The 26,241-nt window shown below is 50.7% G+C and carries 23 protein-coding genes; 3 read left to right on the top strand and 20 right to left on the bottom strand.

What is annotated here, in order from left to right; all coding sequences use genetic code 11:
• Positions 1 to 329 precede the first annotated feature (329 nt).
• Positions 330 to 1,532: a UxaA family hydrolase gene (locus BM159_RS06395; protein ID WP_093913476.1), complete on the top strand. Its 1,203-nt coding sequence runs from the start codon at positions 330 to 332 to the stop codon at positions 1,530 to 1,532.
• A 72-nt stretch (positions 1,533 to 1,604) separates the two neighbouring features.
• On the opposite strand, the gene guaA is transcribed toward BM159_RS06395, so the two are convergent.
• The gene (gene guaA, locus BM159_RS06400) at positions 1,605 to 3,146 is read right to left on the bottom strand and encodes a glutamine-hydrolyzing GMP synthase (protein WP_093913428.1); all 1,542 of its coding nucleotides are present in this window, start codon (positions 3,144 to 3,146) and stop codon (positions 1,605 to 1,607) included.
• A 195-nt stretch (positions 3,147 to 3,341) separates the two neighbouring features.
• On the opposite strand from guaA, the gene BM159_RS06405 reads away from it, so the two are divergent.
• On the top strand, positions 3,342 to 4,016 hold the full coding sequence (locus tag BM159_RS06405; RefSeq protein WP_093913429.1) for a LuxR C-terminal-related transcriptional regulator: 675 nt from the start codon (positions 3,342 to 3,344) through the stop codon (positions 4,014 to 4,016).
• A 173-nt stretch (positions 4,017 to 4,189) separates the two neighbouring features.
• Here BM159_RS06405 and groL read toward each other — a convergent pair whose 3' ends face one another.
• The 12 genes from groL to BM159_RS06465 form a co-directional block, all read right to left on the bottom strand.
• A complete protein-coding gene (groL, locus tag BM159_RS06410; protein ID WP_093730215.1) occupies positions 4,190 to 5,812 on the bottom strand; it encodes a chaperonin GroEL in 1,623 nt (540 codons plus the stop codon).
• Positions 5,813 to 5,888: 76 nt separating this feature from the next.
• Positions 5,889 to 6,194 (bottom strand): co-chaperone GroES, encoded by a 306-nt coding sequence (locus BM159_RS06415; RefSeq protein ID WP_093913430.1) that lies wholly within the window; start codon positions 6,192 to 6,194, stop codon positions 5,889 to 5,891.
• Positions 6,195 to 6,538: 344 nt separating this feature from the next.
• The gene (gene tsaD, locus BM159_RS06420) at positions 6,539 to 7,573 is read right to left on the bottom strand and encodes a tRNA (adenosine(37)-N6)-threonylcarbamoyltransferase complex transferase subunit TsaD (RefSeq protein WP_093913431.1); all 1,035 of its coding nucleotides are present in this window, start codon (positions 7,571 to 7,573) and stop codon (positions 6,539 to 6,541) included.
• A 10-nt stretch (positions 7,574 to 7,583) separates the two neighbouring features.
• Positions 7,584 to 8,072, bottom strand: a complete 489-nt coding sequence (gene rimI, locus BM159_RS06425; RefSeq protein WP_093913432.1) for a ribosomal protein S18-alanine N-acetyltransferase — start codon at positions 8,070 to 8,072, stop codon at positions 7,584 to 7,586.
• 1 nt (position 8,073) lies between these two features.
• On the bottom strand, positions 8,074 to 8,766 hold the full coding sequence (gene tsaB, locus BM159_RS06430; protein WP_093913433.1) for a tRNA (adenosine(37)-N6)-threonylcarbamoyltransferase complex dimerization subunit type 1 TsaB: 693 nt from the start codon (positions 8,764 to 8,766) through the stop codon (positions 8,074 to 8,076).
• Positions 8,747 to 9,346 (bottom strand): tRNA (adenosine(37)-N6)-threonylcarbamoyltransferase complex ATPase subunit type 1 TsaE, encoded by a 600-nt coding sequence (gene tsaE, locus BM159_RS06435; RefSeq protein ID WP_093913434.1) that lies wholly within the window; start codon positions 9,344 to 9,346, stop codon positions 8,747 to 8,749. Before tsaE ends, tsaB begins: the two co-directional genes overlap by 20 nt.
• A gap of 15 nt (positions 9,347 to 9,361) precedes the next feature.
• Complete coding sequence (locus tag BM159_RS06440) at positions 9,362 to 9,964, bottom strand: GerMN domain-containing protein (protein WP_093913435.1); 603 nt, start codon at positions 9,962 to 9,964, stop codon at positions 9,362 to 9,364.
• Between the two features lie 19 nt (positions 9,965 to 9,983).
• Positions 9,984 to 11,081 (bottom strand): N-acetylmuramoyl-L-alanine amidase family protein, encoded by a 1,098-nt coding sequence (locus BM159_RS06445; RefSeq protein WP_093913436.1) that lies wholly within the window; start codon positions 11,079 to 11,081, stop codon positions 9,984 to 9,986.
• 190 nt (positions 11,082 to 11,271) lie between these two features.
• Positions 11,272 to 12,834 carry an NAD(P)H-hydrate dehydratase gene (locus BM159_RS06450; RefSeq protein ID WP_093913437.1) on the bottom strand — a complete coding sequence of 521 codons (1,563 nt, stop codon included), beginning with the start codon at positions 12,832 to 12,834 and terminating at the stop codon, positions 11,272 to 11,274.
• Positions 12,835 to 12,887: 53 nt separating this feature from the next.
• Complete coding sequence (gene acpS / locus BM159_RS06455; protein WP_093913438.1) at positions 12,888 to 13,256, bottom strand: holo-ACP synthase; 369 nt, start codon at positions 13,254 to 13,256, stop codon at positions 12,888 to 12,890.
• 76 nt (positions 13,257 to 13,332) lie between these two features.
• Positions 13,333 to 14,091 carry a YtxH domain-containing protein gene (locus BM159_RS06460; protein WP_093913439.1) on the bottom strand — a complete coding sequence of 253 codons (759 nt, stop codon included), beginning with the start codon at positions 14,089 to 14,091 and terminating at the stop codon, positions 13,333 to 13,335.
• 286 nt (positions 14,092 to 14,377) lie between these two features.
• Complete coding sequence (locus tag BM159_RS06465; protein WP_093913440.1) at positions 14,378 to 16,909, bottom strand: ATP-dependent Clp protease ATP-binding subunit; 2,532 nt, start codon at positions 16,907 to 16,909, stop codon at positions 14,378 to 14,380.
• A gap of 240 nt (positions 16,910 to 17,149) precedes the next feature.
• On the opposite strand from BM159_RS06465, the gene BM159_RS06470 reads away from it, so the two are divergent.
• Complete coding sequence (locus BM159_RS06470) at positions 17,150 to 18,205, top strand: hypothetical protein (protein WP_093913441.1); 1,056 nt, start codon at positions 17,150 to 17,152, stop codon at positions 18,203 to 18,205.
• Positions 18,206 to 18,441: 236 nt separating this feature from the next.
• Here BM159_RS06470 and BM159_RS06475 read toward each other — a convergent pair whose 3' ends face one another.
• From BM159_RS06475 to BM159_RS06505, 7 genes are all read right to left on the bottom strand, one after another.
• Positions 18,442 to 20,025, bottom strand: coding sequence for a CYTH domain-containing protein (locus tag BM159_RS06475; protein ID WP_093913442.1), 1,584 nt, complete (start codon positions 20,023 to 20,025; stop codon positions 18,442 to 18,444).
• A 60-nt stretch (positions 20,026 to 20,085) separates the two neighbouring features.
• A complete protein-coding gene (locus BM159_RS06480; protein ID WP_177205944.1) occupies positions 20,086 to 20,721 on the bottom strand; it encodes a TVP38/TMEM64 family protein in 636 nt (211 codons plus the stop codon).
• A gap of 236 nt (positions 20,722 to 20,957) precedes the next feature.
• Positions 20,958 to 21,671 (bottom strand): ABC transporter ATP-binding protein, encoded by a 714-nt coding sequence (locus BM159_RS06485; protein WP_093913444.1) that lies wholly within the window; start codon positions 21,669 to 21,671, stop codon positions 20,958 to 20,960.
• Positions 21,664 to 22,455, bottom strand: coding sequence for an ABC transporter ATP-binding protein (locus tag BM159_RS06490; protein ID WP_093913445.1), 792 nt, complete (start codon positions 22,453 to 22,455; stop codon positions 21,664 to 21,666). The genes BM159_RS06485 and BM159_RS06490 overlap by 8 nt, the downstream gene beginning before the upstream one ends.
• A complete protein-coding gene (locus tag BM159_RS06495) occupies positions 22,452 to 23,522 on the bottom strand; it encodes a branched-chain amino acid ABC transporter permease (RefSeq protein ID WP_093913446.1) in 1,071 nt (356 codons plus the stop codon). The genes BM159_RS06490 and BM159_RS06495 overlap by 4 nt, the downstream gene beginning before the upstream one ends.
• 2 nt (positions 23,523 to 23,524) lie before the next feature.
• Positions 23,525 to 24,418, bottom strand: coding sequence for an ABC transporter permease subunit (locus tag BM159_RS06500; protein ID WP_093913477.1), 894 nt, complete (start codon positions 24,416 to 24,418; stop codon positions 23,525 to 23,527).
• Positions 24,419 to 24,611: 193 nt separating this feature from the next.
• Entirely contained in the window at positions 24,612 to 25,802 is a 1,191-nt protein-coding gene (locus tag BM159_RS06505) for an ABC transporter substrate-binding protein (protein ID WP_093913447.1), read from the bottom strand.
• Positions 25,803 to 26,241: the final 439 nt, after the last annotated feature.

The following is a 26,241-nucleotide window of genomic DNA, read 5'->3' on the forward strand; positions in this document are numbered from 1 at the left end:
CAGATGAGGAGGAACACACCATGGAAATCAATGCTCTCATGATGGACACCACCGATAATGTGGTCACCTGCGTGACGGAAGTTCCGGCAGGCAGCCAAGCCGTTTACCGGAAGGGAGAGGAAATCTGCTCTGTTGTGGCAAAAGAGAATATCCCCTATTGCCACAAAATCGCGCTGACAGACATTCCCAAAGGCGGTCACGTCATCAAATACGGTGAAAGCCTGGGCACGGTATCGGAAGATATTCCGGCAGGTGGCTGGGTAGCGGACCACAATCTGTTCAGCGTGCCCCGGGATTACGACAGTGAGCTGGCGCCTGCAGATTTCCAGATGTGTGCCAGACAGTCTGGCGGCGCGCCCGATCTGAAAGGGTTTAAGTTCTGGGGCTACCGCCGCGCGGAAGGGCGTCCCGGCATCCGCAATCATGTACTGATCCTTCCGGGCTGTGCCTGCGGCAGCGAAAGTTCCCGCATTGTGGCATCCCAGGTGCGGGGAGCTGTCAACATCGTATTCAACACAGGCTGTTCCGACGTGGCTGCCAACACAGCAATGAGCCAGAAAGTGCTAACCGGCTTTGCCTGCAATCCCAACGTGTACGGTGTGGTAATTATCGGTCTGGGCTGCGAAACGGTCCCCCACTACAAACTCCGTGAAAAAATCCAGGCCATGACTTCCAAACCGGTGGTTTCTTTCGGCATCCAGGACGAGGGCGGCACCCTGAAGACGATTGAGAAAGCGGTCCGGGCTGCCCGGGATATGGCTGCCGAGGCCGCCATGCAGCAAAAAGAACTGTTTGACATTTCCGAATTCCTGATGGGCATTGAATGCGGCGGCTCCGACGCCACCTCCGGCATCGCCAGCAACCCGGCCGTCGGGGAACTTAGTGACATTCTGGTTGACATGGGCGCCACCACCATGATGAGCGAGTCCATTGAATGGATCGGCGGCGAGCACGTACTGGCCAAACGCGGCGCCAATAAAGAAATCCATGATCAGATCATTGAAGTCTGCCGGGCTTATGAAGAACATCTGACCGCAGCGGGCCAGGACTGCCGTGCGGGCCAGCCCACACCTGGCAACAAGGCTGGCGGTCTGTCCACACTGGACGAGAAGAGCCTGGGCTGCATCCGCAAGGGCGGCACCCGTCCCGTAGTGGAAGTGCTGGAACAGGGAGTGCCTCCGACCAAACGCGGCGCTGTCGTCATGGACACTGCGGGTTACGATATTTCTTCAGTCACAAGTATGGCTGCCGCCGGCTGCCAGGCCATCATCTTCACCACAGGCCGCGGCACCCCCACCGGCAACGCCATCGTTCCGGTATTAAAAGTTACGGCCAACGGGCGCACCTATCAGAAAATGGAAGACAACATGGACATCGATCTGAGCGCCATCGTCCGGGGCGAAAAGACCTACCAGGAAATGGGGCGGGAAATGGTGGATGCCATCCATGACATCTGCAATGGTAAAATGACGAAAGCGGAAGCGTTCGGTTTCTCTGATATTGCCGTGGACCATGTGTGCCGGTTCGTGTGATATCTGAATTCGTGTGACATCTGAATAAGCTAATCCCCGGAATCAGTTTGCTGATTCCGGGGATTCTGTTATTTATTCCCACTCGATTGTGGCCGGTGGCTTGCTGGTGATATCATACACGATACGGTTAACGCCGTCCACTTCGTTGACGATGCGCCTTGAGATAATATCCAGCACACTGTAAGGAATATGGGCCCAGTCGCTGGTCATGCCGTCGGTAGACAGTACCGCACGCAATGCCACCGTATAACTGTAGGTGCGCCCGTCCCCCATGACTCCCACGCTGTGAATGTTGGGAAGACAGGCAAAGTACTGCCAGATAGTGCGGTCCAGCCTTGCATTGGCAATCTCTTCCCGGAAAATGGCGTCCGCCTCTCTGGTAATCTTCAGCTTTTCTTCCGTCACCTCGCCTAATACACGAATGGCAAGACCCGGTCCCGGGAAGGGCTGCCGCCATACCAGGGCTTCAGGAATGCCAAGCTCGGTTCCTACGGCTCTTACTTCATCCTTAAATAATTCGCGCAGGGGTTCAATCAGCTGCAGGTCCATATCTTCCGGCAGACCGCCCACATTATGATGGCTCTTGATGGTAGCGCTGGTGCCTGTGCCGCCGCTTTCCACCACATCGGGATAAATGGTTCCCTGTACCAGAAAATCCACCTTACCCAGCTTTTGTGATTCCTCATCAAACACGTGGATAAACTCCGCTCCGATGATCTTGCGTTTCTGCTCCGGTTCGGTAACACCCTTCAGCTTGCCCAAGAAGCGTTCCGCTGCGTTCACCCGGATGAAATTCATATCAAAGGTATCTTTAAAAACTTTTTCCACCTGGTCGCCTTCGTCCTTGCGCAAAAGACCGTGATCCACAAAGATGCAGGTTAGCTGTTTGCCGATGGCTTTGTGTACCATGACTGCGGCCACGGAGGAATCCACGCCGCCGCTGAGGGCGCAAAGCACCTTTTTGTCCCCCACCTTTGCCCTGATTTCCGCTACTTTGCGTTCCACAAAGGATTTCATAGACCAGTCGCCTTTCAGGCCGCAGATTGCAAACAAAAAATTACTGATCATTTTTTTGCCGAAAGGCGTGTGCTCTACTTCCGGATGGAACTGCACCCCATAGAATTTTTTCTCCGCATTGCCCACCGCGGCCGCGGGGCAATCACCGGTGACCGCCAGCACTTCAAAGCCTGCCGGTGGCTCCGACACAAAATCATTGTGGCTCATCCAGCAGATGTTCTGATCAATCAGATTGCGGAACAAGGGTGAATCAGTGTCCAGTTCAACAGCCGTCTTCCCAAACTCCCTGGTATTAGCTGAAGAGACCTTCCCGCCCAATGCCTGGCACATAAACTGATGGCCATAGCAAAGGCCCAGTACCGGAATCCCCAATTCAAAAATACCTGCGTCAGCTTTGGGCGCGTTCTCCACATATACGCTGGCAGGACCCCCTGACAGAATTATAGCCGCCGGGTTCATTTCTTTAATCTTTTCCAGCGGACAATTGTAGGGAACAATCTCACAGTACACGCTGCACTCCCGCACGCGCCGGGCAATCAGCTGGGCATATTGGGCGCCGAAGTCGATGACCAGCACCAGTTCATGGTTTTCTTTCATATTAAGTTTCCTCCCCATCCAAAACAATACAGAACAAATCAACATAAAAAATATATCATATCTCAGTCGATTTTACAAAATATTTTCCAAACAGATTTGACTTTTAATATGGTATCCGATAATATTATTATACCAGAGTATATTTAATTGTATTTTAAGCTTCGTTGTTATGTTTTTATTATTGAGGGGCAATTAATGATGAGAAGTACCGCAGAAAACCAGATTAAAATCATTTCCCGGAAAATCATGCATACGGTTTTTGTTGAAAACCGCCTGGACTATGTTTTTTCCCTGCTGGCCCCGGACGTTTATTATCTGGGTTCCGGGAAAAACATGCAGGCGGAAGGAAAGAAAAAGTTTGAGTTCTTTCTTAGCAAAGCGTACGCCAATCCTTTTTCCTGTACCATATTACAGGAAAAATACCTGACCAAGCGCATAGGCTGGGATCATTGGCTGTGTGAAGTAATCGTTGACATGGTCGTGGGGTCCTCAGGAGCAGAACCCTTCCCGGAATGCAGGCATGAAACTTTCCTGTTCCGCCGCTGCAAAGACGCAAAACAAGGTGAATGGGAGCTGGTGCACATACATACCTCTGTCGCCAACAACAGAGTTTCTCCGGAAGAAATGCTGGCAATCCAACAGGCAAACCGGACCCGCCGGAACACGCATCTGTATGACGGCCTGACTGAACGGGAGAAAAAACTGGTGCAGATGCTCCGCAGCGGAATGCAGATAAGAGATATCGCTGCCGGGTTCGGACTGGCAGAAATAACCATAAAGAAAGCTCTGGCCAAGCTGTATCACAGATATAACGTGAAAAACCGCTCACGCCTGTGCGCTTACTTTGACGCACAGGAAAACAATTTCTGATAAAAAAGTCTTAATCAAATTCCTGATAACGTTAATACGGCTCACAAAAAAACAGACTGCAAAATTCTTGCAGTCTGTTTTTTATGGTTTTTTTGAGTTTTAATGCCTGAATCAGTTATGCTTCATCCACAAAGAAAAGCTTTCATTAAAAATGCCTTTTCCCCAACGGCATATTACATCATGCCGGGCATTCCTCCGGGAGGCATGGGGGGCATAGCCGGTTTCGGTTCCGGTTTATCCGCAACCAGGGTCTCGGTGGTCAGTACCATGGACGCGATGGAAGCCGCGTTCTGCAGCGCGCTGCGGGTAACCTTGGTAGGATCCACAATACCGGCTTCGATCATGTCAACATATTTTTCATTCAGCGCGTCAAAGCCAACACCTTTCTTGGAATGACGGATTTTGTCAACGATAACGGCGCCTTCCAGGCCGGCGTTGTGGGCAATCTGGCGAACCGGTTCTTCAATAGCACGACGGACGATCATCACGCCGGTCTTTTCATCGCCGACTGCTTTCACTTTGTCCAGCACAGTCTGCGCTTCCAGCAATGCGGTTCCGCCGCCGGGTACGATACCTTCCGCAACGGCTGCGCGAGTCGCGTTCAGGGCGTCTTCAATACGCAGTTTCTTTTCTTTCAGTTCAACTTCGGTAGCCGCGCCGACTTTGATTACAGCAACACCGCCGGCCAGTTTTGCCAGGCGTTCCTGCAGTTTTTCCTTATCAAACTGGGACGTGGTTTCCGGAATCTGGGCTTTAATCTGTTCTACACGGGCTTTGATTTCCGCTTTCTTGCCGCCGCCGTCCACGATGGTGGTCAGTTCTTTGCTTACGCGAACCTGGCCTGCGCTGCCCAGGTCTTCCATGGAAGCGCTGTCCAGTTTACGGCCCATTTCTTCACTGATAACGGTAGCGCCGGTGAGGATAGCAATATCCTGCAGCATAGCTTTGCGGCGGTCCCCAAAGCCGGGAGCCTTAACAGCCACAGCCTTGAAAGTGCCACGCAGTTTGTTTACAACTAACGTTGCCAGTGCTTCGCCTTCCACGTCTTCTGCAATGATCAGCAGTTCGCGGCCGGCCTGTACTACTTTTTCCAATACGGGCATGATGTCCTGGATCACATTGATCTTGCGGTCGGTAATGAATACCAGCGGATTGGTCATAACGGCTTCCATCTTCTCCGCGTCGGTAGCCATGTAAGGAGAAATGTAACCGCGGTCGAACTGCATGCCTTCCACCGTTTCCAGATGGGTGTCCATGGTCTTGGATTCTTCCACGGTGATAACGCCGTCGTCACCAACTTTTTCCATGGCATCGGCAATCAGTCCGCCGATTTCTTCATCTCCTGCGGAGATGGAAGCCACCTGAGCTTTGGCCGCTTTGGTCACAACCTTCTTGGAGGATTTCTTCAGCGCTTCTACGACTGCGTCAACAGCAGTTTTAATACCTTTTTTCAGAATCATGGGGTTCGCACCGGCCACTACGTTCTTCATGCCTTCCCGAATCATAGCCTGAGCCAGAAGGGTTGCGGTGGTGGTACCGTCGCCGGCCACGTCGTTGGTCTTGGTGGCAACTTCTTTTACCAGCTGAGCGCCCATGTTTTCAAAGGGGTCTTCCAGTTCAATATCACGGGCGATGGTCACGCCGTCATTGATGATGGAGGGAGAACCGAATTTCTTTTCCAATACCACATTGCGGCCTTTCGGTCCCAGAGTAACTTTTACTGCATCTGCTAATGCGTCGACGCCGCGTTCCAGGCTGCGGCGGGCTTCTTCGTTAAACAGAATCTGTTTTGCCATATTGATTATCTCCTTTGTTAATTGATTTCATTTACATCTGTCTCGCGAACCGTTCAATAAAAATTCCGGCCAAAAGTCATTTTTTCTTTTTGGTGTCCGGTTCCACAACAGCCAGAATATCCCGTTCTGCCAGGATCAGCAGCTCCTCGCCTTCATACTTCACTGTGGTTCCGCAATACTTTGCGAACACGATGGAGTCGCCGACTTTTAAATCAATAGGAACCCGTTTGCCGTCAACAATGGCACCGTTACCTACTGCCAGAACCGTACCCTGCATGGGTTTTTCCTTGGAAGCAGTATCCGGAATAAAAATACCGCTTTTGGTCTTTTCTTCCACTGCGTCTGCCTTAACAACTACATTTGCGCCTAACGGTCTTAACATTACTATGTCCCCTTTCTTATTGCGGGACCGCCGAATTCGTTATTACGGGGCCCCAAATCTCTGTGAGAGTTTTAAAACAACATAATTTTGCATCTGTTAGCACTCAAAAATCCGGAGTGCCAACTTCCAAATATCATTATAGTCATATAAATAAAAATTGCAATAGTCAAAATGACAAATTTCACTGATTTTACATTTTTTTCATAGTTTTTTGGAAAATCATGCCTTTTTTTCAAAAAATCACCATGAAAATGAAAAAATCACAGGTAATTTTCCCATTTTTACCTGTGATTTTGCAAAAATCGCATTTTTTCATTTTTGTATTTTGACTTTTTGACTTTATTTTATTCCCCGCTGCTTTTATACCCCAGTTTCAGCGCCGGCACCGCATTCAGGTCCCAGGGACTGATTACGCCGGCCTGATACATATAATACCCCCGGCAGGCAATCATCACCGCGTTGTCGGTACACAGAATTTTAGTAGGATGTACCAGGCGTGCTCCTGCCTTTTTAGCAGCTGCCGCCAGCTTATTCTGCAGGGTTTTATTGGCTGAGACCCCGCCGGCCAGCACGATTTCTTTCAAACCCGTAGCCTTAACGGCCAGCACACTTTTCTGCACCAGCACATCCGTCACCGCTTCCTGGAACGAGGCGGCCACATCGGCCCGGTTCACCGGGCGCCGGGCCTGCTCTTCATTGTGCAGGTAGTTAATGACGGAGGATTTCATGCCGCTAAAACTGAACTGGAAAGGATCGTCCAGCATGGCACGGGGAAAATCAATAGCTTTGGGATTTCCTTCCAACGCCAGCTTTTCGATTTCCGGACCACCTGGATAGGGCAATCCCATAACCCGCGCGATTTTATCAAAGGCTTCTCCCGCCGCGTCGTCCCGGGTCTGCCCCAGCATTTCAAAACTGTTGTAGCCCGTCACCTTCAGCAGGGCCGTGTGCCCGCCGGATACCACCAGCGCCAGGAACGGCGGCTCCAGATTTTTGTCATTGATAAAGTTGGCAAACACATGACCTTCCAGATGGTTGACCCCCAGCAGCGGCTTGCCCGTAGCCCAGGCCAGGGCCTTTGCAGCAGACAGCCCCACCAGCAGCGCGCCTACCAGACCGGGACCGTACGTAACAGCCACCCCGTCAATCCGGTTCAGCGTCACCTTAGCATCTTCCAGGGCCGCGTCAATGACCGGCATGATGTGTTCAATATGTTTGCGGGACGCAATCTCCGGCACCACACCTCCATATTTCCGATGAATGGAAATCTGGGAGGAAATAATGTTACTCAGCACGTCCCGTCCGTTTTTAACTACAGAAGCAGCCGTTTCGTCACAGCTGCTTTCAATTCCCAGAATGTAAATATCTTTTTGTTCCATAATAATCCTTTTACCGGTACAGCCACATGATGACCGCGCCCTCATGGGTATCCTCATAATAATCCGGCCGCACGCCTTTGGATACGAAACCGCAGCGTTCATACACAGTTTGTGCCGCTATATTACTTTCCCGCACTTCCAGCGTCACCGCTTCCGCCCCCGACTCCCAGGCTTTATTGATCAGTTCCTTTGTCAGTAAAAGACCCAGACCCTGATTACGCAATGTCTTTTTTACTGCCACCCGCATGACCTGGGCTTCTCCTGCCACATTCCAGATACCGGCATACCCTGCAATTTGGTTGTCCAGTTCCGCTACGATCCAGACCGCAATCCTGTTCTGCAATTCCCTCTGCCAGGTATCCCGGCTCCAGGGATCGAAGAACGCTTCCCCATCCAGTTCCATCACAGCCGGCAGGTCCTTCTCTTCACATAACCGGAATACAGGCCATAACTTTTTTCCTATATTACTACTACTCTTGCTGACCATTTTGAAAATCACATTATCCCTGCGGATGCCTTTTCTCCCACAGCTCTTCCGCTTCCGATTTCCGGATGTAGTACGGTCGCAGCGTAAATACGTCTTCCCCCGTCAGCGGTTCCGTGTCTTCCGCTGCCAGTGCCACAGACGACGCTTTTGGCAGCCGTACCTGCTCCGGCGCAACAGAAATGCCATCAGGCAATTCCTTTTTCATCAGTTTTTCACATTCCCCCATGAGCAGCACCGGTTTGCCACAGGCCTGCAGCTGCTGCAGCAAGGTTTCCCTGTCCGCCATTTCCACCGGCCTTACTTTCCGTAGTTCCCCATCGGTCCACTCATAGAAAGCAGCATAAAAATTCCCCTTCTGGGCATCCAGCACCGGTACCAGCACAACGCCCTCCACCGGAATATTATAGGCCATAGCCTCCAGTGTATTGACTCCGCAGATCCCGCACTGCCAGGCATAGGCCATCGCTTCCGCCGCCGCCAATCCGATGCGAAGCCCCGTAAAGGAACCCGGCCCGATACTGACAGCTATCCGGTCTGTATTTTCTTTTTTTATCCCTGTACGGGCAAACATCTGGTCCAGCTGGGGCATCAGCCCTTCCGAATGGGTCAGGCCGACGGAAATATCATATTCCGCCAGCACATGTCCGTCCTGCACCAGTCCCACCGTACATACACGCGTCGCCGTATCAAGCGCCAGCGTTAACATACCGCAACACTTCCTTGCTTATGGCTTCGTACCGGAGACCGATGGGGAGCAGCTCCACGATGCGACCCTCCGGCACGATTGTCAGATTCACCTGTAAATATTCCGGGGGCAGTTCCGACTGGAACAAATCACCCCATTCAATCAACGAGACCCCTTCGCCGCCAACATACTCATAGAAACCGATATCAGCCAGTTCTTCCGGGGAATCCAGCCGGTACAGGTCAAAGTGGCGCACTTCCATAGTCTTTCCATTATAAATGTTCATCAGGGCAAAGGTAGGACTCACCACATCCTCTTCCTCCACGCCCACTGCCTGACATACCCCTTTGCTCATCAGGGTCTTGCCGGCACCCAGGTCACCGCTGAGACAATATACATCCCCGTCAGCCGCCAGCGCTCCCAGGAGCCTGCCAAAATTTTCTGTCGCGTTTTCATCAGCCAGAAAGAAACGGCTTGTACGTTTCCCTGACTCCTTCTGCCAGATTATGCCGGTCAGATCCGGCCGGGTTTCGGGAACAGGCCCTGCATTGTCAGAAGCCGCTTCAGCCTGATGCTTTTTATTACGCGAGTGAGTATCCATAAATCTTTTTTCTCCTTACTTTTTCTCGTCCTTCTTCTTTTCCGGTTTTTTCAGTACGTCCGGATTTCTCGTCAACGGATCCAGCAGATCCATATGACCGCTGATGGTATCTATTTCTTTGCCATCTACCAGAAATTTAACTTTTTTGATTTCCGGAAATTCAGTCAGGGTACAGACAACAGTGTTTACCATCATTCGCTCATTATAGGAGCCCTGCCCCCTGGAGGCAAAGTTCTGGTTGAAATCCACCGTAGCCGTATCTCCGCTGACCTTGACACTGTGCACATCCGTTCCCGGAGGGAACAGGTTCATCAGCTGTTTGGAAACCGGATCCGTATGGATCAAGGCCTCCAGCGCCGCTTCTTCCCGGGTTTTCTTTCCGGGCGCGTAACGCACCTTCTCCGGGATCAGAATCTCCTCTCCGTTTTTCTGAACACGGTACACCACATATTCTTTGGTCAGGGGATTCGGATCTTTCACAACGGTAGTAATGGGATCCTTCTGCCCCGTAACATCTTTAACCTCACCTTTATTCCCGGTCAGTTTCTCCGTCGGTTCACATCCCGTCACTGTCAACAACAGGACTAGCATCAGCAACAAGCTTATTTTTTTCAACATTGTTACGCGCCTCCTGTCCTCAACCGCCAAAATACTCTTTTAAACCGTCAAACACAGCTTTGGCAATGGTCTTTTGGAACCATGCGCTGCTGATCAGCTGTTCTTCCCTGTAATTGCTGAGAAAGCCAACTTCCAGCAGAACCGCTGGCATATAAGATCGTTTTACAACATAGAAGTTTGCCTGCTGGGTTCCTAAATTCCGGAGTTTGGAAGCCGCCGCCATCTTCTTCTGGATAGCGTTGCCAAGCTTGTAATCATAACCGGATTTGGGGAAATAATAAGTAGCAATTCCGCCAATGCTGCGGTTATTGTTAGCATTGTGGTGAATGCTGACAAAAGCGTCTGCCCGATTGCGGGTACTCACATCCACCCTGGCCTGCAGTTCGTTTTTTGCCGAAGCATAGGGGCCGTAAACATCTTTGTCCGAGGTCCGGGTCATGGACACCAGGGCGCCGGCCGATGTGAGATAGGATTTCAGGTAATTGGCAATCAGCAGGGAGGATGTTTTTTCCTTGTTGCCTTTAGGGCCAATAGCTCCGGGGTCTGAACCGCCGTGGCCCGGGTCGATTGTGATACGCTTCCCTTTCAGTCCGCCGGTGGTAGCAAAGTTGACGCGGTTGCCTACCGGAGTGGAAGGTCCCTGGGAGGGGCGGATCACCGGACGGCGCACGGAAGTTGCCCCATATTTCATGGAAGCGTTTTTCACCTTATTAGTTGAAACATCCACCACGATACGGGGTGGCCTGCCGGTTGAACCATCCTTTTTCAGGATAAAGCTCTTTACATCCGGGCGCTCTACTTTTTTTGTCATGGGAACCCGGACAACGACACCAGCCTGGTCCCGATCCACGCTGAAGCTTTTTGCAAGATCGCTTTTAATCGTCCCTCTCCGGATCACCTTGGGACCCAGTCCGCCGCTGACTTTGATCTGCAGTTCTCTGTCGTTGGCAATATCAACAGTATAGCGTGCGTTTTCCGACAGGTCCACTACCATACGGAGTACATTAAATTTATCAACGCCCCAGTTCACATCGGTAACCATAGCTGCCGCAGAAGCAGTACAGGTTACCAAAAGGCAGACAGCCCAAACCAGAAACGCAAAAAATCGTCTACGCAAACCGGTACCTCCTTGCGTTAATTACCAAAGTTAAATTAAAAGCTGTATCTGTCATTACTATAACGATTTATTTTAGCATGCGGCAAAAGGAATTGCAAATAACTTCCTGTGCCAAAACTGTGTATTTTAAAAATCCGCTGAGACTTTATCCGTATTTTTACTGTCGCCTGCAACACATGAAAAATACTCTTTAAATCTGTTTCCTTGCTTCCGGCAGCATCATCAGCAGCTCTGACGCAGCCATTCCTATACGGTCTTTTGCCGCCAGTTCCCCTGCCAGCCCGTGGATATACACGCCCGCCACCGCCGCATCTGCTACGGGAAGCCCCTGACCAATCAGCGCGGCTATCAAGCCTGTCAGCACATCCCCGCTGCCGCCGGTGGCCATGGCCGGCGTACCGGTGTTATTCAGATATACAGTTCCGTCCGGCAACGCGATGACCGTAGGCATGCCTTTCAGCACAATGACCGCCTGCCACTTTTCCGCATAGAGACGGGCCACTTCCACCCTGTTTTTCTCTATTTCCGCAATGCGTACGCCTGTAATGCGGGACATTTCCCCGGGATGGGGCGTCAGCACTTTTTCCGCCAGCATATGGGAAAGCAGTTCCGTATGATCTTTCAGAGCCGTTATGGCATCCGCGTCAATGACACAGGGAACCGCTGTTGTGACCAGGATTTCCCGGATCAGGTTACCGGTTTCCTCCGACACGCCAAAACCCGGTCCGATAGCCAGCACATCAGCCTTATCCAATGATTCGGACACAATTTCCAGGGCTTCTTCTGTCACCAGCCGGTTATCTGACACCGGCAAACCTTTTACCATAACTTCAGTCAGCTTGATGGCCAGTATTTCCCTTGCATCCTCCGGTGTCAGCAATGTGACCAGGCCGGCCCCGCCTTTGACTGCCGCAAAGCTGCTCAGAGCGGCAGCTCCAATGTAACCATAAGAACCGGCAACCACCGCCACCCGTCCCACACTGCCCTTATGGGCATTTTTGGGACGGTCCGGCAACAACGCTTTAACTATTTCCCCCGTAATCAGGGTACGGTTTCCGTCTGTTTCTTTCAACAGACATGCTGGCATGCCGATATCTGCCACCTGGATCGTTCCTGCATGCTCTGCCCCGGGATATAAATACAGACCCAGCTTCGGCAACGCCATGGTTACCGTTGTGTCGGCCCGCACAGAGCTGACATCTGCCTCGCCCGTGTCCGCATTGACGCCGGTGGGAATATCCACTGCCAATACACCGCAGGCAGGGTTCGTTTCTTTTACCCTGTTAATGCAGCCGCACAAACGGATGAACAGGGAGCGCATCTTACCGGAAAAGCCGGTGCCCAGCAGGGCGTCGATGAGCAGGTCGGCCTGCATCGCCAGGTTTTCAATTTCCGCAAAGCGCGGACCGTCCTCTGCATCCGTAACCTCCAGCACCGTGGCACCACAGGCAATATAATACTGCAGTTCATCCGCGGCGCTTCCGGAAAGGTCCTCCGCCACACAGGCCAGAACCAGCGTCACTTCTGCCCCCCGGTTGTGGAGCCAGCGTCCGGCGCCGCTGCCGTCGCCGCCGTTGTTTCCCTTGCCGGCAAAGATAACGATTTTTTTATGACAGCAGGTGCCCAGCACTTTCTCTGCCGCATCTGCTACGGCGCGGCCTGCATTTTCCATCAGCACAAGACCGGGAATCCCGATTTCTTCTTCCGCAGCCCGATCCAGCGCCCGCATTTCTTCCGCCAGTAAAATCTGCATGGGGAGGCCTCCTTCTGTCAATGTTGATCACCCGGGCTCCATATCAATTCATATTATTCCAACAATACCACTGCCATTGCCGTTGTAGCGGTATGACTTAATGTAAGGTGTATCTTTTTCACGCCAAGTTTCTCTACGTAGGATGCGTAATAGCCTGTCACTTTCAGTTCCGGTTTGCCCAGTTCATCGTTGGCGACAGAGATTTCTGTAAGCTGTCCTCCGCCACGGAGCCCTGTGCCGATAGCTTTCAGAAACGCTTCTTTGGCAGCGAACCGGGCTGCATAACTCTGGGCTTTATCACCGTGTGAGCCTGTACACCAGGCCATCTCTTCCGGTGTAAAAACTCTTTCTTTGAAGCCTTTACGCGCTATGGCTTTTTCAATTCGTTCTACATCTGCCAGATCGCAGCCAATGCCATGCATTTGTATCTCCGTTTCTATCAGGAAAAGACTTAGCAAACACGGAACGATTGCTTTTGTCTTTCCTGACCGCATATGATTACTCTTTTACTTTTTCAACTATTTCTTCTGCCGTAGCTTCAATTGTTTCCGCAACGTCTTCCACTTTGGATTTTGCTTCTTCCGCCATTTCTCCGGCTTTGTCCGCAGCAGCCTGAACATTTTCTGCAGCCTCTTTTGCCGTGGCTTCTGCTTTTGCAGCCGCTGCCTGTGCTGCCAGTTCCGCTTCTTTGGCTTTGGCTTCCGCCTGCTCCGCCGCTACTTTTTCCGCTTCGGCCTCTGCGGCCATACCCTGGGCATCAAATTTCTGACCGGAGCCGTAATTGTACACAGCGATTTCTTCCGCGTCATACTGTTTGCCCAGTGCAATGGCGATGGCTTCTGTCTGTGATTTATCCTTCACATACACGTTCATGAAGAACGGCTCGTCAGAAATTACATAATCCGCCGCGTCACTGTAAACATACAGCTTGCCTCCGTCTTCACTGTAAGTCTTCACCTGCTTTTCAATGGGGTAATTCTTTTTATTGTCATAAAGACCGGTGACACCGTCTGCCAGGTGCACCATCTCAATACGTTTTTCCTTTCCGAAGGTGTAAATCTTCTTGCCCGCCGGTTCTCCGTCCTTTGTTGTGGGAACTACGCCTGCAGCCTGTCTGGCAAACTCTTCCGCTTTCTTTTTGGCGGAATCAAATACATCTTCAGCCGTCAGATTGTTTTCTTTTAAATATTTCTTTCCTAATTTATAGGCCACATAGCAAACCACTCCTGCAGCCAGAATTTTTTTCATCTTTCCCATAATAAAAAACCTCCTCATATTCAATAATACCCAATTGCGTATATGAATTCATTTTATTTTATCATAAAGAAGAAACGCAATAAACCTTTAAGGCCAACATTTTAAAAATATTTTATAAAATGAACATAAAAAAGACACATTGTGCCGTAATTTTCTGCTACAAGATTGTTACGGCATGAATTCACCGGAGCACAAAACAAAAAACTGCGCGAAATAAAACGGTTGGATTTCATTTCGCAGCAGTTTTCATACCAGATTAAAACCAGTTATATAGTTGGAGCAACGCTTACTTCACGTCTATTTCCCCGTTGTTCACATAAATTTCCACACTGTCCCCGGCTTTGATTTCCCCGTTAACGATTTTCTTGGACAGTACGTTTTCCACGCTATGGACAATCAGACGTTTCAGCGGACGGGCGCCGAACTGGGGATCGAAACCTTCTTTGGCTAACAAAGCCGCGGCTTCGTCAGTGCAGGTCAGCTTGATTTCAAGCTGCTTGTTCACCCTGTCGCCCAGTTCTTTCAGGATCAGTTTCACAATGTCCTTAATCTGGTCGGGTTGCAGGGCTTTGAAGGTGACGATGTCGTCCACGCGGTTCAGGAATTCCGGACGGAACCGGGTCAGCAGCAACTGCCGCACCGCTTCGCTGTCCATGGTTTCTTTTGCTTCCATGATCCGCTGGCTGCCGATGTTGCTGGTCATGATAATCAGCGTGTTCTTGAAGTCCACGCTGCGGCCCTGTCCGTCGGTGAGACGACCGTCGTCCAGCACCTGCAGCAGTGCATTGAACACATCGGGGTGCGCCTTTTCAATTTCATCAAAGAGGATGACAGAGTACGGATGACGACGCACCGCTTCGGTCAGCTGGCCACCCTCATCATAACCTACATAGCCGGGAGGGGCGCCGATCAGGCGGGACACCGTGTGTTTCTCCATGTATTCGCTCATATCGATGCGGATCATGTTCTTCACATCGTCAAACAAAACTTCTGCCAGCGTTTTCGCCAGCTCGGTCTTGCCCACGCCGGTGGGTCCCAGGAAAATGAAGGAACCGATAGGACGATTGGGGTCCTTGATGCCCGCACGGGCCCGGATCACCGCATCCGCCACAGCCTTCACCGCTTCGTCCTGACCGATAACATGCTCATGGAGGGTTTCTTCCAGATGTACCAGCTTCTCCCGCTCCCCGGTACCCAGCCGCTGTACGGGAATGCCGGTCCAGGTGCTCACAACCCTGGCGATGTCGTCTTCGTCCACTTCTTCTTTCAGAAGAGCATTTTCCCCAACCGTCTGATTCTCCAGTTCCTGCAGTTGCTTCTGCAGTTCCGGCAGGCGGCCGTATTTCAGTTCCGCCAGCTTGTTCAGATCATAGTCCCGTTCCGCCTTTTCCATTTCCTGCTTCACGGCGCCGATTTCCTTCTTCACTTCCCGCACCTTGACAATGCCGGCCTTTTCATCATCCCAGCGTTTGATCAGGGCCGCGTTTTCTTCCCGCAGTTTGGCCAGCTGTTCCTGCAGTTTGGCCAGACGGTCTGCGGAAGCGGGGTCTTCCTCTTTTTTCAGGGCCTGCTCCTCGATTTCCAGCTGTAAAATCTTACGTTTGCTTTCATCAATCTCCGTCGGGGACGAATCGATTTCCGTCCGGAGCCGGGCTGCTGCCTCATCCACCAGGTCAATAGCCTTATCCGGCAGGAAGCGGTCGTTGATGTACCGGTGGCTCATCACGGCCGCGGCTACCAGGGACGCATCCTTAATCCGCACTCCGTGATGGTTTTCATAGCTTTCTTTCAAGCCGCGCAGAATGGAAATGGTATCCTCCACGCTGGGCTCGTTGACCATGACAGGCTGGAAGCGGCGCTCCAGGGCGCTGTCCTTTTCAATATATTTGTGATATTCATTCAGCGTCGTAGCCCCGATACACCGCAGCTCGCCCCGGGCCAGCATGGGTTTCAGGATATTGCCGGCATCCATGGAACCTTCCGCTGCGCCGGCGCCTACCACAGTGTGCAGCTCGTCAATAAACATGACAATCTGACCGGCGCTGTCTGCTACGGCCTTCAACACTTTCTTCAGGCGCTCTTCAAATTCACCCCGGTACTTGGCCCCGGCCACCAAAGCAGCCAAGTCCAAAGCATACAAGGTTTTGTTCTTCAGACTTTCCGGCACGTCCCCGGCCACGATACGGCGGGCCAGCCCTTCTACAATAGCGGTCTTGCCCACACCCGGTTCCCCGATGAGCACCGGATTGTTCTTCTTCCGGCGGCTCAGGATCTCAATGGTGCGGCGGATCTCATCGTCACGGCCGATGACCGGATCCAGTTTGCCCTGCCGCGCCCTTGCCGTCAAATCCTGGCCGAACTTTTCCAAAGTCTTTTTGCTTTCGTCATTGGCGGTGCTGTTCAGGTAGTGTTCATACAGCTTTTCAATCTTGTTGCTGTCGATGCCGTACTTCTTAAACAGCGCTGTAACCTCGCTGCTTCCATCGCTGGCCAACGCAGATACCAGGTGGCCTACCGTCACATTGCCCTGCCCCGCTTTGCGGAGCACGATGCCGTTGACCCTGGCAAAATCCGAGCTCATGAGCAGCTGCCGGTCCTGTCCTTTTACGGACGGAATACGGCTGACAATTGCACGGGCCTCGCCGGCAAATGTATTTTCATCTACTTTAAATGTCTGCAGCAAAAACTTAAAGAAGTCATCGCTGCACAGTGCCAGCAAGAGATGCGCGCTGGTCACTTCCTGGTTGTAATTCATCAAAGCCTGCTGCTGTGCCGCTTCAATGATGGCTTTTACTTCATCGCTATAGTTTTCGTTCATTGTGATCACTCCTGTCTGTCAATAGTTATATGTAGAATTGTTTTCTAACCTGATTTAATATGTTTTGCCAAAAACTTTTGCTTTAACACAGTTTTTACTTTACAAAATCGGAGAAAAGCTATATGTTAATGATAGGTATGCGGTGATACCGCCTTAAAAGCGCGTTGTATATGCAGGCTGTATCAACCGTGCAACAAACATATATTTTATATTACTCAAATTTCACTGTGAGGGAAAAACATGAGAACTAATGTCATCGCCTACCGTCTCTTCGACGTGGCAGACGAGATCAACCTTGACCAGGTTCAGGCTATCTGGCACAGCCGTAATAAAATGTCATCCCGCCTGCGTCTGGACCGCATTTCCACCAAGTCCATCACCTTCCATGACCCCCCTGTACTCGTAGAGTTAGGTTATCATGAAATGATCATCGGCGGTGTTGAGTACCTGGTAGAAGTTAAAGCCCGCATCCAGGATCTGGGTGTTATCTGCATTCTCTTTAACATCCCGCCGGAAGAAGATATTTCCTATAAAGAGTATCTGAATCTGGTTCTTGCGGTAGAAGAATTACCCGATGAAGATTTCCGCAAATTTGTTGACGCCACCATGGAGACCATCGGTCCGGCCTGCACCAATCAGAACATTTCCGGTTTCGATGAAGACTTTGTGGTGTATTATTTTCAGGATCCCATTCCCCCGGACTGGGATATTGTGCCTTTCCTGTTGAAAGACCCGACTCCTGTCAATGAAGAGACACGTGAAACCGCACTGGCCAACCGTTTTTCCTATGCAGACGATATAGCCTGGCTTGCCTGGGACAGCGCCGTGGTATACGATCCTTCCGGCAGTATGGATATCCCTGATCTGCTGGAATTCGCCAATGCCCAGTATCTGGAACTGCGGTATTATGACAACCTCCTGAACCACGCCATCGACAAGGCCTATGATGTCATTGAAGATAAAGCTAATCTCAAAAACATTGATATGCTGAGCAACAACCGGGATGAACTGCTGGAAACCATGGCCGATGTGAGCAGTCTCACCAGCAATATCACCAACGCTTTGCAGGTAACGGAAGATATTTTCTATGCCAGAGTCTACACCCGTTACATGAAGCTGCTGAAGGCATCTGTGTGGCAGGAAAATATCGAGTTGAAGATGCAGGTACTGCAACGCTGCTACAACATGCTGAACGAAACCGTAACCAGCCATCATATGGAGCAGATGCGCAAGTACAACATCACGTTGCTCGCCATCATTGCCGTCATTTTGCTGGGAATTGCAATCTTTAAGTAATAGCTGTATTTTGTTAGCAGTCTCATTACAGGAGTGCTAACGCATTGCCAAAATAAAAGGCATGGACAAGAACTCCCAATACCGGGGCTCTTTTCATTTGCCTATCATCATTATAATACGCAAGGTCAAAAAGTCAAATAGTATTTTGCGTTTTTGATCACTTTTTTCAATTATTTCACAAATACTACATGCGTACAAGGATTCATTGAACCTTGTACGCATATATCTTTAGCCACTTACATTTTAACTGTTTTAAGCCACTTCGCAAACGCTTTGTTCACGATTTTGCGGGCCATTAACTGCTCTGCGGCCAAATCGCCTAAGAGGTAACCGCCCTGCCGTGCTGCCAGCACCGTATTTGCCTTCAGCAGTTCTGCCGGAACGGACTGACCCAGGCTGTTGACAGCAAAGAGTTCCTCTATGGCTTCCCCCAGCTTCTCCAGTTTCTTTCTGCTTTCTTTGCTCAGGTCAGAAAGTTTGCTGATTTCATTGGCTGCCGCCAGATAATGAAATTCCTTGCCCAAACGGGTTACGGTTACATAGCCGGGCTCTTTCAGCGGAATCTTTCTGCCCTTTTTCTCCAGTTCATGATTACCAACTGCCATAGCGACGACCTTTTCTGCTTCTGTTTCTCTTTCCCGGTTCATTGCGTCTTCAATTTTTTCCAGAATGTCTTTCACACGCACCTGCAACAACTGCCCTGCCTGCAGATATTCTTCCGCCTTCCAGCCGGCGCTTTCCATAGCTGACCACAGGGAAAAGACAATGCCTGAATAGGTTCCCCGTTCCACCTGCAACAGAATCTCATCGCCAATGTCTTCCACGCGGTTTTCCAGAAGGCGCGTAACCTTATCGGCGCCGAGACGTCCGTCAGCCAGCTTGAACAAAGATTTCCATTGCCGCAGCAGAGCCTTGGTATCCCGAAGCCGGTACAAAGGACGCAACGCCCCCTGCAGGTTGGCCAGCATCCCTGCGCTGCCGTCCATCACCGGCTGCAGCCAGTATAAAGCTTCCTGCATCCGTTCAAAATAAGGCAGGAAGATACGGTCTGCTTCGGTCTGAAGCTTACCACAGTCCGCAAACACGTTCTGTTCTTCCATGACAGCCGTTCCATACTGGTAAAACTGTTGTTTATATTCTTCGCAATAATCCTTATCCCAGTCAATATTCTTCAACGGAGAGGTTCCCTCCGGCTCCAGCTTATCCAAAAGAGCCAGCCCCCTTGCATATTTGCTCCGGGACTCTGTAAACACCGGTACTTCCGCAGCAATCTTTGCAGTATAGGCCAAAAGGTCAGCCAGAGAACCTTCCTTTAGCTCCAGCTCAACTTCGTCAATGGTTTCCTTCTTTCCTCCGGCCGAGATGAAACCCTGGTCGATGGCCATCTCTGCCAGGGTTTCCCTGGTTATCTGCAGAAGACGGATTTCCCGTTTCACCCGCACAGTAAACAGTTTTTCAATCTGAGCTGTTCCCAGAAGAGCGTCAAAATCTACCTGCAGGCCGCTGTCATTAAACACAGAGAGGTCCGGTTTGGCATTTTTCACAGCCACGTTGTATTCCTGGCGGGCGGAAAGGCCCCCTGCCTCAGACCGGCCCAGTTTGACGGTCGCTTCATATTTCTTTCCGTTCTGCCGCACGCGGTACGCAATGCCCGCCTGTTGCAACAACAGGTCACGGGTATCAAAATAAATATTAACCAGCTTTACCGTTTTGTGACTTCCTTTTTTTGTCTTTTTGGCAACCAGAGAAGAAGCCGTCAGCGTCTTTACATGTTTTTTGGCAATTAATAATTTGATTTCCGTTTCTACATTGTTTTGCATGTTGCGCCCCCATAACACAAATCCCTTTATTTATGTATACCGATACAGCACCTCAGAAAACTACTTGTCTTTCTGTTCCGCTGATTTTAAGACTTTTCTTTCCCCGCCAAAATACCAAAAGGCCAACGGGATCCCAAACGCAATAGTCAGAAGGCACACGGAAAATGCGAGACCGGAATTCCCCCCCAGGGCATCCCCTAATACATTGTAAGCCACCGCCCCCGGCAGTATGCCCAGCAGCGTGGTAACGGTAAAAGTTATAAAACGCATCTCTGTACAGCCCGCCACCAGACTGATTACATCGTAGGGGAACAATGGCACCGTACGCAGCCACAGCATGCGCCGGAAATTTTTCGTACTGTCCGAAAGATAATGATGGATACGGCTGCCCCATTTACCGCCGTGCAAATCCAGAAATTCACTGCCTATACCCGAACGGGCCATGTAAAACAGCAGGATTGCGCTGCCTAACCCGCCTGCAGTCAGACAGGGGATTCCGGTTACCGGCGGAAACAGGATTCCCGCCGCCACATTCAGTATAAGGCTGGGAAACAGCAGCAATGGCCGCACGGTATACAACAGAATATATGCCGCCGGCCCCCACACACCGAACCCCGTCACCCATTGACGGACATCATCCACGGATTTGGGATGGAACACGCCCGGCAGGTACCAGAGCACAGCAATTAAACACACATATATAACTAACAGTATTGCACGACGATAGACGCTAAAAAACCGAAATAAATGATTCATAAACTCTTTCAATCTTTAATAACTGTATATTTCTCTCAACAAATATACTTCTACGATTTACATTTTATCAGATTTTTATGTAAAAAACTATAATTTAAGGAACTCAGCAATTTAAAAAAGCGCAGCTGCATTTTCTGTTTGCAAGCTGCGCGTTTTTACTTCAGCCACACAATAATTTATTTCTTCTTTTTCCCCAGGTACGCCTCTTTGATCTCTTCGTTTTCCAGCAGTTCCCTGCCGCTTCCTTCGGTCTTGATGTGCCCCGTTTCCAGCACATAGGCATGGTGGGCAACCTTAAGGGCCATGTTTGCGTTCTGTTCTACCAGCAGCACCGTGGTACCGCTTTCGTTGATGCGCCGGATGATATTGAAGATATCTTTGATGACCAGGGGCGCAAGGCCTAAGGATGGCTCATCCATCATGATCAGTTTGGGGCGGCTCATGAGGGCACGTCCCAAAGCCAGCATCTGCTGCTCGCCGCCGGACAGGGTACCGGCCATCTGCCAGTTCCGTTCTTCCAATCGGGGGAACAGTTCATAGATACGTTTGATATCCTTGGCGATGCCCTCTTCATCCTTGCGCAGGTAGGCACCGATGCGCAGGTTTTCCAGCACGGTGAGGTTGGGGAACACCCGCCGCCCTTCCGGCACCAGGGTAATACCGCGGGACACGATGTGCTGGCTGTTCAGGCCTTTTATGTTTTCTTCATTATACTCCACACTGCCGCTCCGGGGTTTCACCAGCCCCATGATGGTACGCAGCAGAGTACTCTTTCCTGCCCCGTTGGCGCCAATGAGGGTAACGATCTGCCCGTCGGGAACGTCTACGGAGATGCCTTTCAGGGCTTCAATGCCGCCGTAGGCCACAACCAGGTCTCTGACTTTAAGCATCTTCATCCTCCCCTAAGTACGCCTTGATGACCCGCTCGTTGTTCTGGATGGCAGCCGGATCGCCGGTAGCGATGGTGGTGCCGAAGTCCAGTACATAGATGCGGTCGGAAATCTCCATGACCAGGTCCATATGGTGTTCTATCATGAAGATGGTCAGGTTAAAATGGTCACGGATCTGACGGATAAATTCTGTCAGTTCTGCTGTTTCTTTCGGGTTCATGCCAGCTGCCGGTTCGTCCAGTAACAGAAGTTTCGGCTCCGTGGCCAGAGCCCTTACAATTTCCAGGTAACGCTGCTTGCCGTAAGGCAGACTGCTGGCTTTTTCATTCCGCACGTCCCACAGGTTTACTTCTTTTAATAAACGTTCCACATCGGCCCGCATGGCTTTTTCTTCTTTTTTGTAGCCGGGCAGGCGGAACGTGGCTGCCAGGAAATTGGATTCCAGATGCAAATGCTTGGCAATAAGCACATTCTCATACACGCTCAGGTCTTTAAACAGGCGGATATTCTGGAAGGTGCGGGCAATGCCCAGCTGTGCGATCTCGCTGGGTTTCCTGCCGGTGATGTCAATCTCTTTTCCTTCTGCCGGGGAATAGATGACGCGCCCTTTGGTAGGCGTGTACACACCGGTGATATCGTTAAAGGCCGTGGTCTTGCCGGCGCCGTTAGGACCTATAAGGGCAATGATCTCGTGCTCTTTGACTACAATGTTTAAATCATTGACGGCAATGACGCCGCCAAACTGCATGGTTACATGCTCGGTACGCAATACAGTCCGGATCATTTACCCTGCACCCCCTTTTTACGGAAGCCTGCCAGCGGGTGCTTTACAAAGCTGATGATTTTTTCCCAGGTCAGTTCGTTAGTGCCCATGATGCCGCGACGCCAGAACAATACACAGACCATCAGCAGGATAGAGAACACCACCATGCGCAGGCCCGGACGGAACAGGGGGATAGCTATGCCCATAAGCTCCATCGGTTCGTCAAAGAGGCGCAGGTATTCCAGACCCGCAGTGACAATGATGGCGCCGAACATACTGCCGGTGACGGAACCCATGCCGCCCAGCACTATAATCAGAAGGAAATTGTAAGTTAATGTAAACAAGAAATTTTTGGGGTCTACGGTACCCAGCAGAGCGCCGTACAGACCACCGCCGATACCGGCAAAGAAAGCACTGACCATAAAGGCCAGATTCTTGTGGTAGAACAGGCTGATTCCCATGGCTTCCGCCGCAATCTCATCTTCCCGGATGGCCTTGAAAGCCCGGCCGTAGGAAGAGTTCAGCAACAATGTTATAAGCACGTAGGAGATGGCTGCGGCCATAAAAATGTACCGTACATCGTTCAGGGGCGGAATGTTCTTGATGCCCAGCGCCCCGTTGGTGATGCTGGTGGCGTTGGTGATGATGATGCGGATAATCTCCGAGAAGCCTAAGGTAGCAATGGCCAGATAGTCGCCCCGGAGCCGCAGTACCGGCGTGCCGATGAGACCGGCTATGCCGGCGGCCAGCACACCGCCCAAAATCAGTGCCATCCACAGAGGCATGTACACGTTGACAAGATGGGGGTTCATGGGGATAGCATAGAACACGTCCGCCCGCAGTTCCACCGGCACCGTGAAGATGCCAACCATATAGGCGCCGATGGCCATAAAACCGGCCTGGCCCAGAGAGAACTGACCGGCAAACCCGTTGGTCACGTTCATGGACAGCCCGATGATGGCGTAAACGAGGCACAGATTGATAATCCGCCGTACGTAGGAGTTAACTTCCGCCTGAACAAAGCATGCCACACCGAAGAGAATGACGAGGGCGGCAATGGTGAGCATGATATTTCGCTTTTTATTCATGATTACACCTTCTCCGTCATTTTCTCGCCTAATAAACCGGTGGGTTTATAGAATAAAATCAAAAGCAGCATGATGAAAGCAAAGGCGTCCCGATAGCCGGAGAACTGGGGGAAGAAAGCCACAATCAGAATTTCGCCCAAGCCCAGGATGAAGCCGCCGATAACTGCGCCTTTGATATTACCGATACCGCCCACCACCGCTGCAATGAAGCATTTCAGGCCCGGCATAACACCCAGATACGGAGTAATACCCGGGTAACGGATACCCCACATAATGGCGCCGATAGCAGCCAGGGCAGAGCCTATGGCAAAGGTGATGGAGATGATGTTGTCGATGTTGACACCCATGACCCGGGCAATTTCATAGTCCTTGGACACAGCACGCATGGCCATGCCGGTCTTGGTATGGTTGACGATGTGCAGCAACAGGAACAGGCAGGCCAATGTTACGACCGGAATGAACAGGCAGATAGCCTGGACCTGTATGCCATTGAGATCAATCATACTGGACAGAAAAGGAATATCCGGGAAATGCAGGGGACGTCCGCTGAAAAGATAGTTAGCCAGATTCTCCAGCAGGAAAGAGGCGCCGATGGCCGAGATCAGCACGGAGTTTTTCGGCGCGTCCCGCAGGGGACGGTAGGCTGAACGTTCTATAATCACCCCAAGCAGGGCTGTAGCAGCAATTGTTAAGATAAAGGTAAGATACCAGGGAATATGGAATGTCGTAATGCCGAACAAGGCAAAATAACAGGCCATCATGACGATATCCGCATGGGCGAAATTAATCATCAGCAGTATGCCGTACACCATGGTATAACCGATGGCGATAAGGGCATACAGGCTGCCCAGGGAAATACCGTTCACCATATGCTGGGCAAAACTTACCGCAGTCATGTTGGTTATAGCTTGAAAAAGCTCCATATATGTTGCACCTCAAACAGAACGGTACGCCGGTTCATACAAATGACTGCCTGACGCCGAAACGCAGGCACGCGGAACCGGTGTACTCAAAAATACCTGCTTCCCCCGCGGGGAGGGAAGCAGGGCAAAAACCGGAATTAAACTGATGAATTTGTAAGCGAACTGATTATTTTGCTTTCAGATCTTCGGGGTTAACCATGTCAATGAAGCTGAATTTACCATCTTTTACAGTCTTGATAACCGCGGACTTGATGGGATCACCGTCAGCGTTCAGCGTGGTCTTGCCGGTTGTGGTTTCCAGGTCTTTGGTAGCCGCAATGGCTTCACGGATCTTCACGCTGTCATCTACACCGGCTTTCTGCATAGCATTCAGAGCGATCAGGTAAGAGTCGTATGCCAGGGCTGTCAGACCACCAGGCTGTTCACCCTTGTATTCTTTGGCATAGGCTTCCAGGAATTTCTTGGCCTCCGGGGTCGCAGCCTTGGTACTGTCAAATGCGCTGGAGAAAGCTACGCCGTCAACTTCCTTACTACCAACATTAACAAAGTCCTGGGTTTCCCAGGTGTCGCCGCCCAGGAAGGGGGCTTTGATACCCAGCTGGCGGGCTTGTTTAATCAGCAGGGCGGATTCGGTGAAATTGCCGGGCGCGAAGATAGCGTCCGGGTTCTTGGCTTTCAGGTTGGTGAGCTGTGCGCTGAAGTCTTTGTCGCCGGTCTGATAGTTAGCAATTTCAACTACACTGCCTGCACCGGCCAGTTTTTCAAAAGCTTCTTTGAAGAATTTTGCCAGACCTACAGAGTAGTCATTAGACACTTCCTGTACGATGGCAACTTTTTTTGCGCCTTTCTTGAAGGCATAGTTAGCCATAACGGTACCCTGGAACGGATCGATAAAGCAGGCGCGGAAGTAATAGTCGTTACCTTTGGTAACCTGGGGGTTGGTGCAGCTGGTGCCGATAGCCGGAACCTTGCTGTCTTTTACGATGTTACCGGCTGCCATAGCCAGGGAAGAACCGTAGGTACCCAGGATTACTTTAACTTTGTCTTTTTCAATTAAGCGCGCCGCTACGTTTGCAGCTTCCGCTTTGTCGGATTTGTTATCGGCAATAACCAGTTCAATCTTTTTGCCGTTGATTTCAGGATGCAGCTTGTTAGCCAGTTTGATACCGCGGAGTTCCAGTTCACCGCCGGCAGCGTTATCGCCGGTCAGGGGCAGGAACACGCCGACTTTTACTGCGCCGGCAGCTTCCGGTTTTTTCTCTTCAGCTTTCTTTTTATCTCCGCCGCCGCAACCTGCAACCAGGCTCAGGGCTACTGCGGACGCTAACAATGCAGATACAAATTTTTTCGTTTTCATAACTAATTCGCTCCTTCTTCTTTGTTGTTTTTTAAGGAGACGCTGATTACTCAGCGTTTCCTTACCTTTTGCGGAGTGCTGCGTTTTGGAAAAGGCAATGCTGTAAACTGTGAGGACATCACAAGATACACTGACATCGTCTGTTGCCGTAACGTAAATAAAAAAATGCACTCTCATTTGACATATGTGCATTATAGCATTTTTGGACGCACAAGGCAACACCGCAGAAAATGTAACAAAATCATTTTTATTATTTAAATTTAGCAAACAATTGTGAAAGAAAGATACAAGTCGTGTGTTTTACAGAAAGATTTTTCTTGTTTTAGTTCATTCATAAAATACATTTCAGGGAACTCATTGTGGACATGTGCGCCCCAGAAAAACAAATCTTTTTTATTTTTCATGTTAAAATTTATCTTTTTACGATAATAAAAGAAAA

It is taken from the genome of Succiniclasticum ruminis DSM 9236 (assembly GCF_900112895.1).
Classification (GTDB): domain Bacteria; phylum Bacillota; class Negativicutes; order Acidaminococcales; family Acidaminococcaceae; genus Succiniclasticum; species Succiniclasticum ruminis.

Bases quoted from the DNA above. Each gene is read 5' to 3' on its own strand.
- BM159_RS06495 (WP_093913446.1), bottom strand. From the start codon at position 23,522: ATGAATAAAAAGCGAAATATCATGCTCACCATTGCCGCCCTCGTCATT.
- guaA (WP_093913428.1), bottom strand. From the start codon at position 3,146: ATGAAAGAAAACCATGAACTGGTGCTGGTCATCGACTTCGGCGCCCAA.
- BM159_RS06485 (WP_093913444.1), bottom strand. From the start codon at position 21,671: ATGCTTAAAGTCAGAGACCTGGTTGTGGCCTACGGCGGCATTGAAGCC.
- BM159_RS06470 (WP_093913441.1), top strand. From the start codon at position 17,150: ATGAGAACTAATGTCATCGCCTACCGTCTCTTCGACGTGGCAGACGAG.
- BM159_RS06450 (WP_093913437.1), bottom strand. From the start codon at position 12,834: ATGCAGATTTTACTGGCGGAAGAAATGCGGGCGCTGGATCGGGCTGCG.
- acpS (WP_093913438.1), bottom strand. From the start codon at position 13,256: ATGCATGGCATTGGCTGCGATCTGGCAGATGTAGAACGAATTGAAAAA.
- BM159_RS06490 (WP_093913445.1), bottom strand. From the start codon at position 22,455: ATGATCCGGACTGTATTGCGTACCGAGCATGTAACCATGCAGTTTGGC.
- tsaD (WP_093913431.1), bottom strand. From the start codon at position 7,573: ATGGAACAAAAAGATATTTACATTCTGGGAATTGAAAGCAGCTGTGAC.
- BM159_RS06415 (WP_093913430.1), bottom strand. From the start codon at position 6,194: ATGTTAAGACCGTTAGGCGCAAATGTAGTTGTTAAGGCAGACGCAGTG.
- BM159_RS06440 (WP_093913435.1), bottom strand. From the start codon at position 9,964: ATGTTGAAAAAAATAAGCTTGTTGCTGATGCTAGTCCTGTTGTTGACA.
- BM159_RS06465 (WP_093913440.1), bottom strand. From the start codon at position 16,909: ATGAACGAAAACTATAGCGATGAAGTAAAAGCCATCATTGAAGCGGCA.
- BM159_RS06500 (WP_093913477.1), bottom strand. From the start codon at position 24,418: ATGACTGCGGTAAGTTTTGCCCAGCATATGGTGAACGGTATTTCCCTG.
- BM159_RS06460 (WP_093913439.1), bottom strand. From the start codon at position 14,091: ATGGGAAAGATGAAAAAAATTCTGGCTGCAGGAGTGGTTTGCTATGTG.
- tsaE (WP_093913434.1), bottom strand. From the start codon at position 9,346: ATGGATACTCACTCGCGTAATAAAAAGCATCAGGCTGAAGCGGCTTCT.
- BM159_RS06395 (WP_093913476.1), top strand. From the start codon at position 330: ATGTGTGCCAGACAGTCTGGCGGCGCGCCCGATCTGAAAGGGTTTAAG.
- BM159_RS06405 (WP_093913429.1), top strand. From the start codon at position 3,342: ATGATGAGAAGTACCGCAGAAAACCAGATTAAAATCATTTCCCGGAAA.
- tsaB (WP_093913433.1), bottom strand. From the start codon at position 8,766: ATGTTAACGCTGGCGCTTGATACGGCGACGCGTGTATGTACGGTGGGA.
- BM159_RS06505 (WP_093913447.1), bottom strand. From the start codon at position 25,802: ATGAAAACGAAAAAATTTGTATCTGCATTGTTAGCGTCCGCAGTAGCC.
- BM159_RS06475 (WP_093913442.1), bottom strand. From the start codon at position 20,025: ATGCAAAACAATGTAGAAACGGAAATCAAATTATTAATTGCCAAAAAA.
- groL (WP_093730215.1), bottom strand. From the start codon at position 5,812: ATGGCAAAACAGATTCTGTTTAACGAAGAAGCCCGCCGCAGCCTGGAA.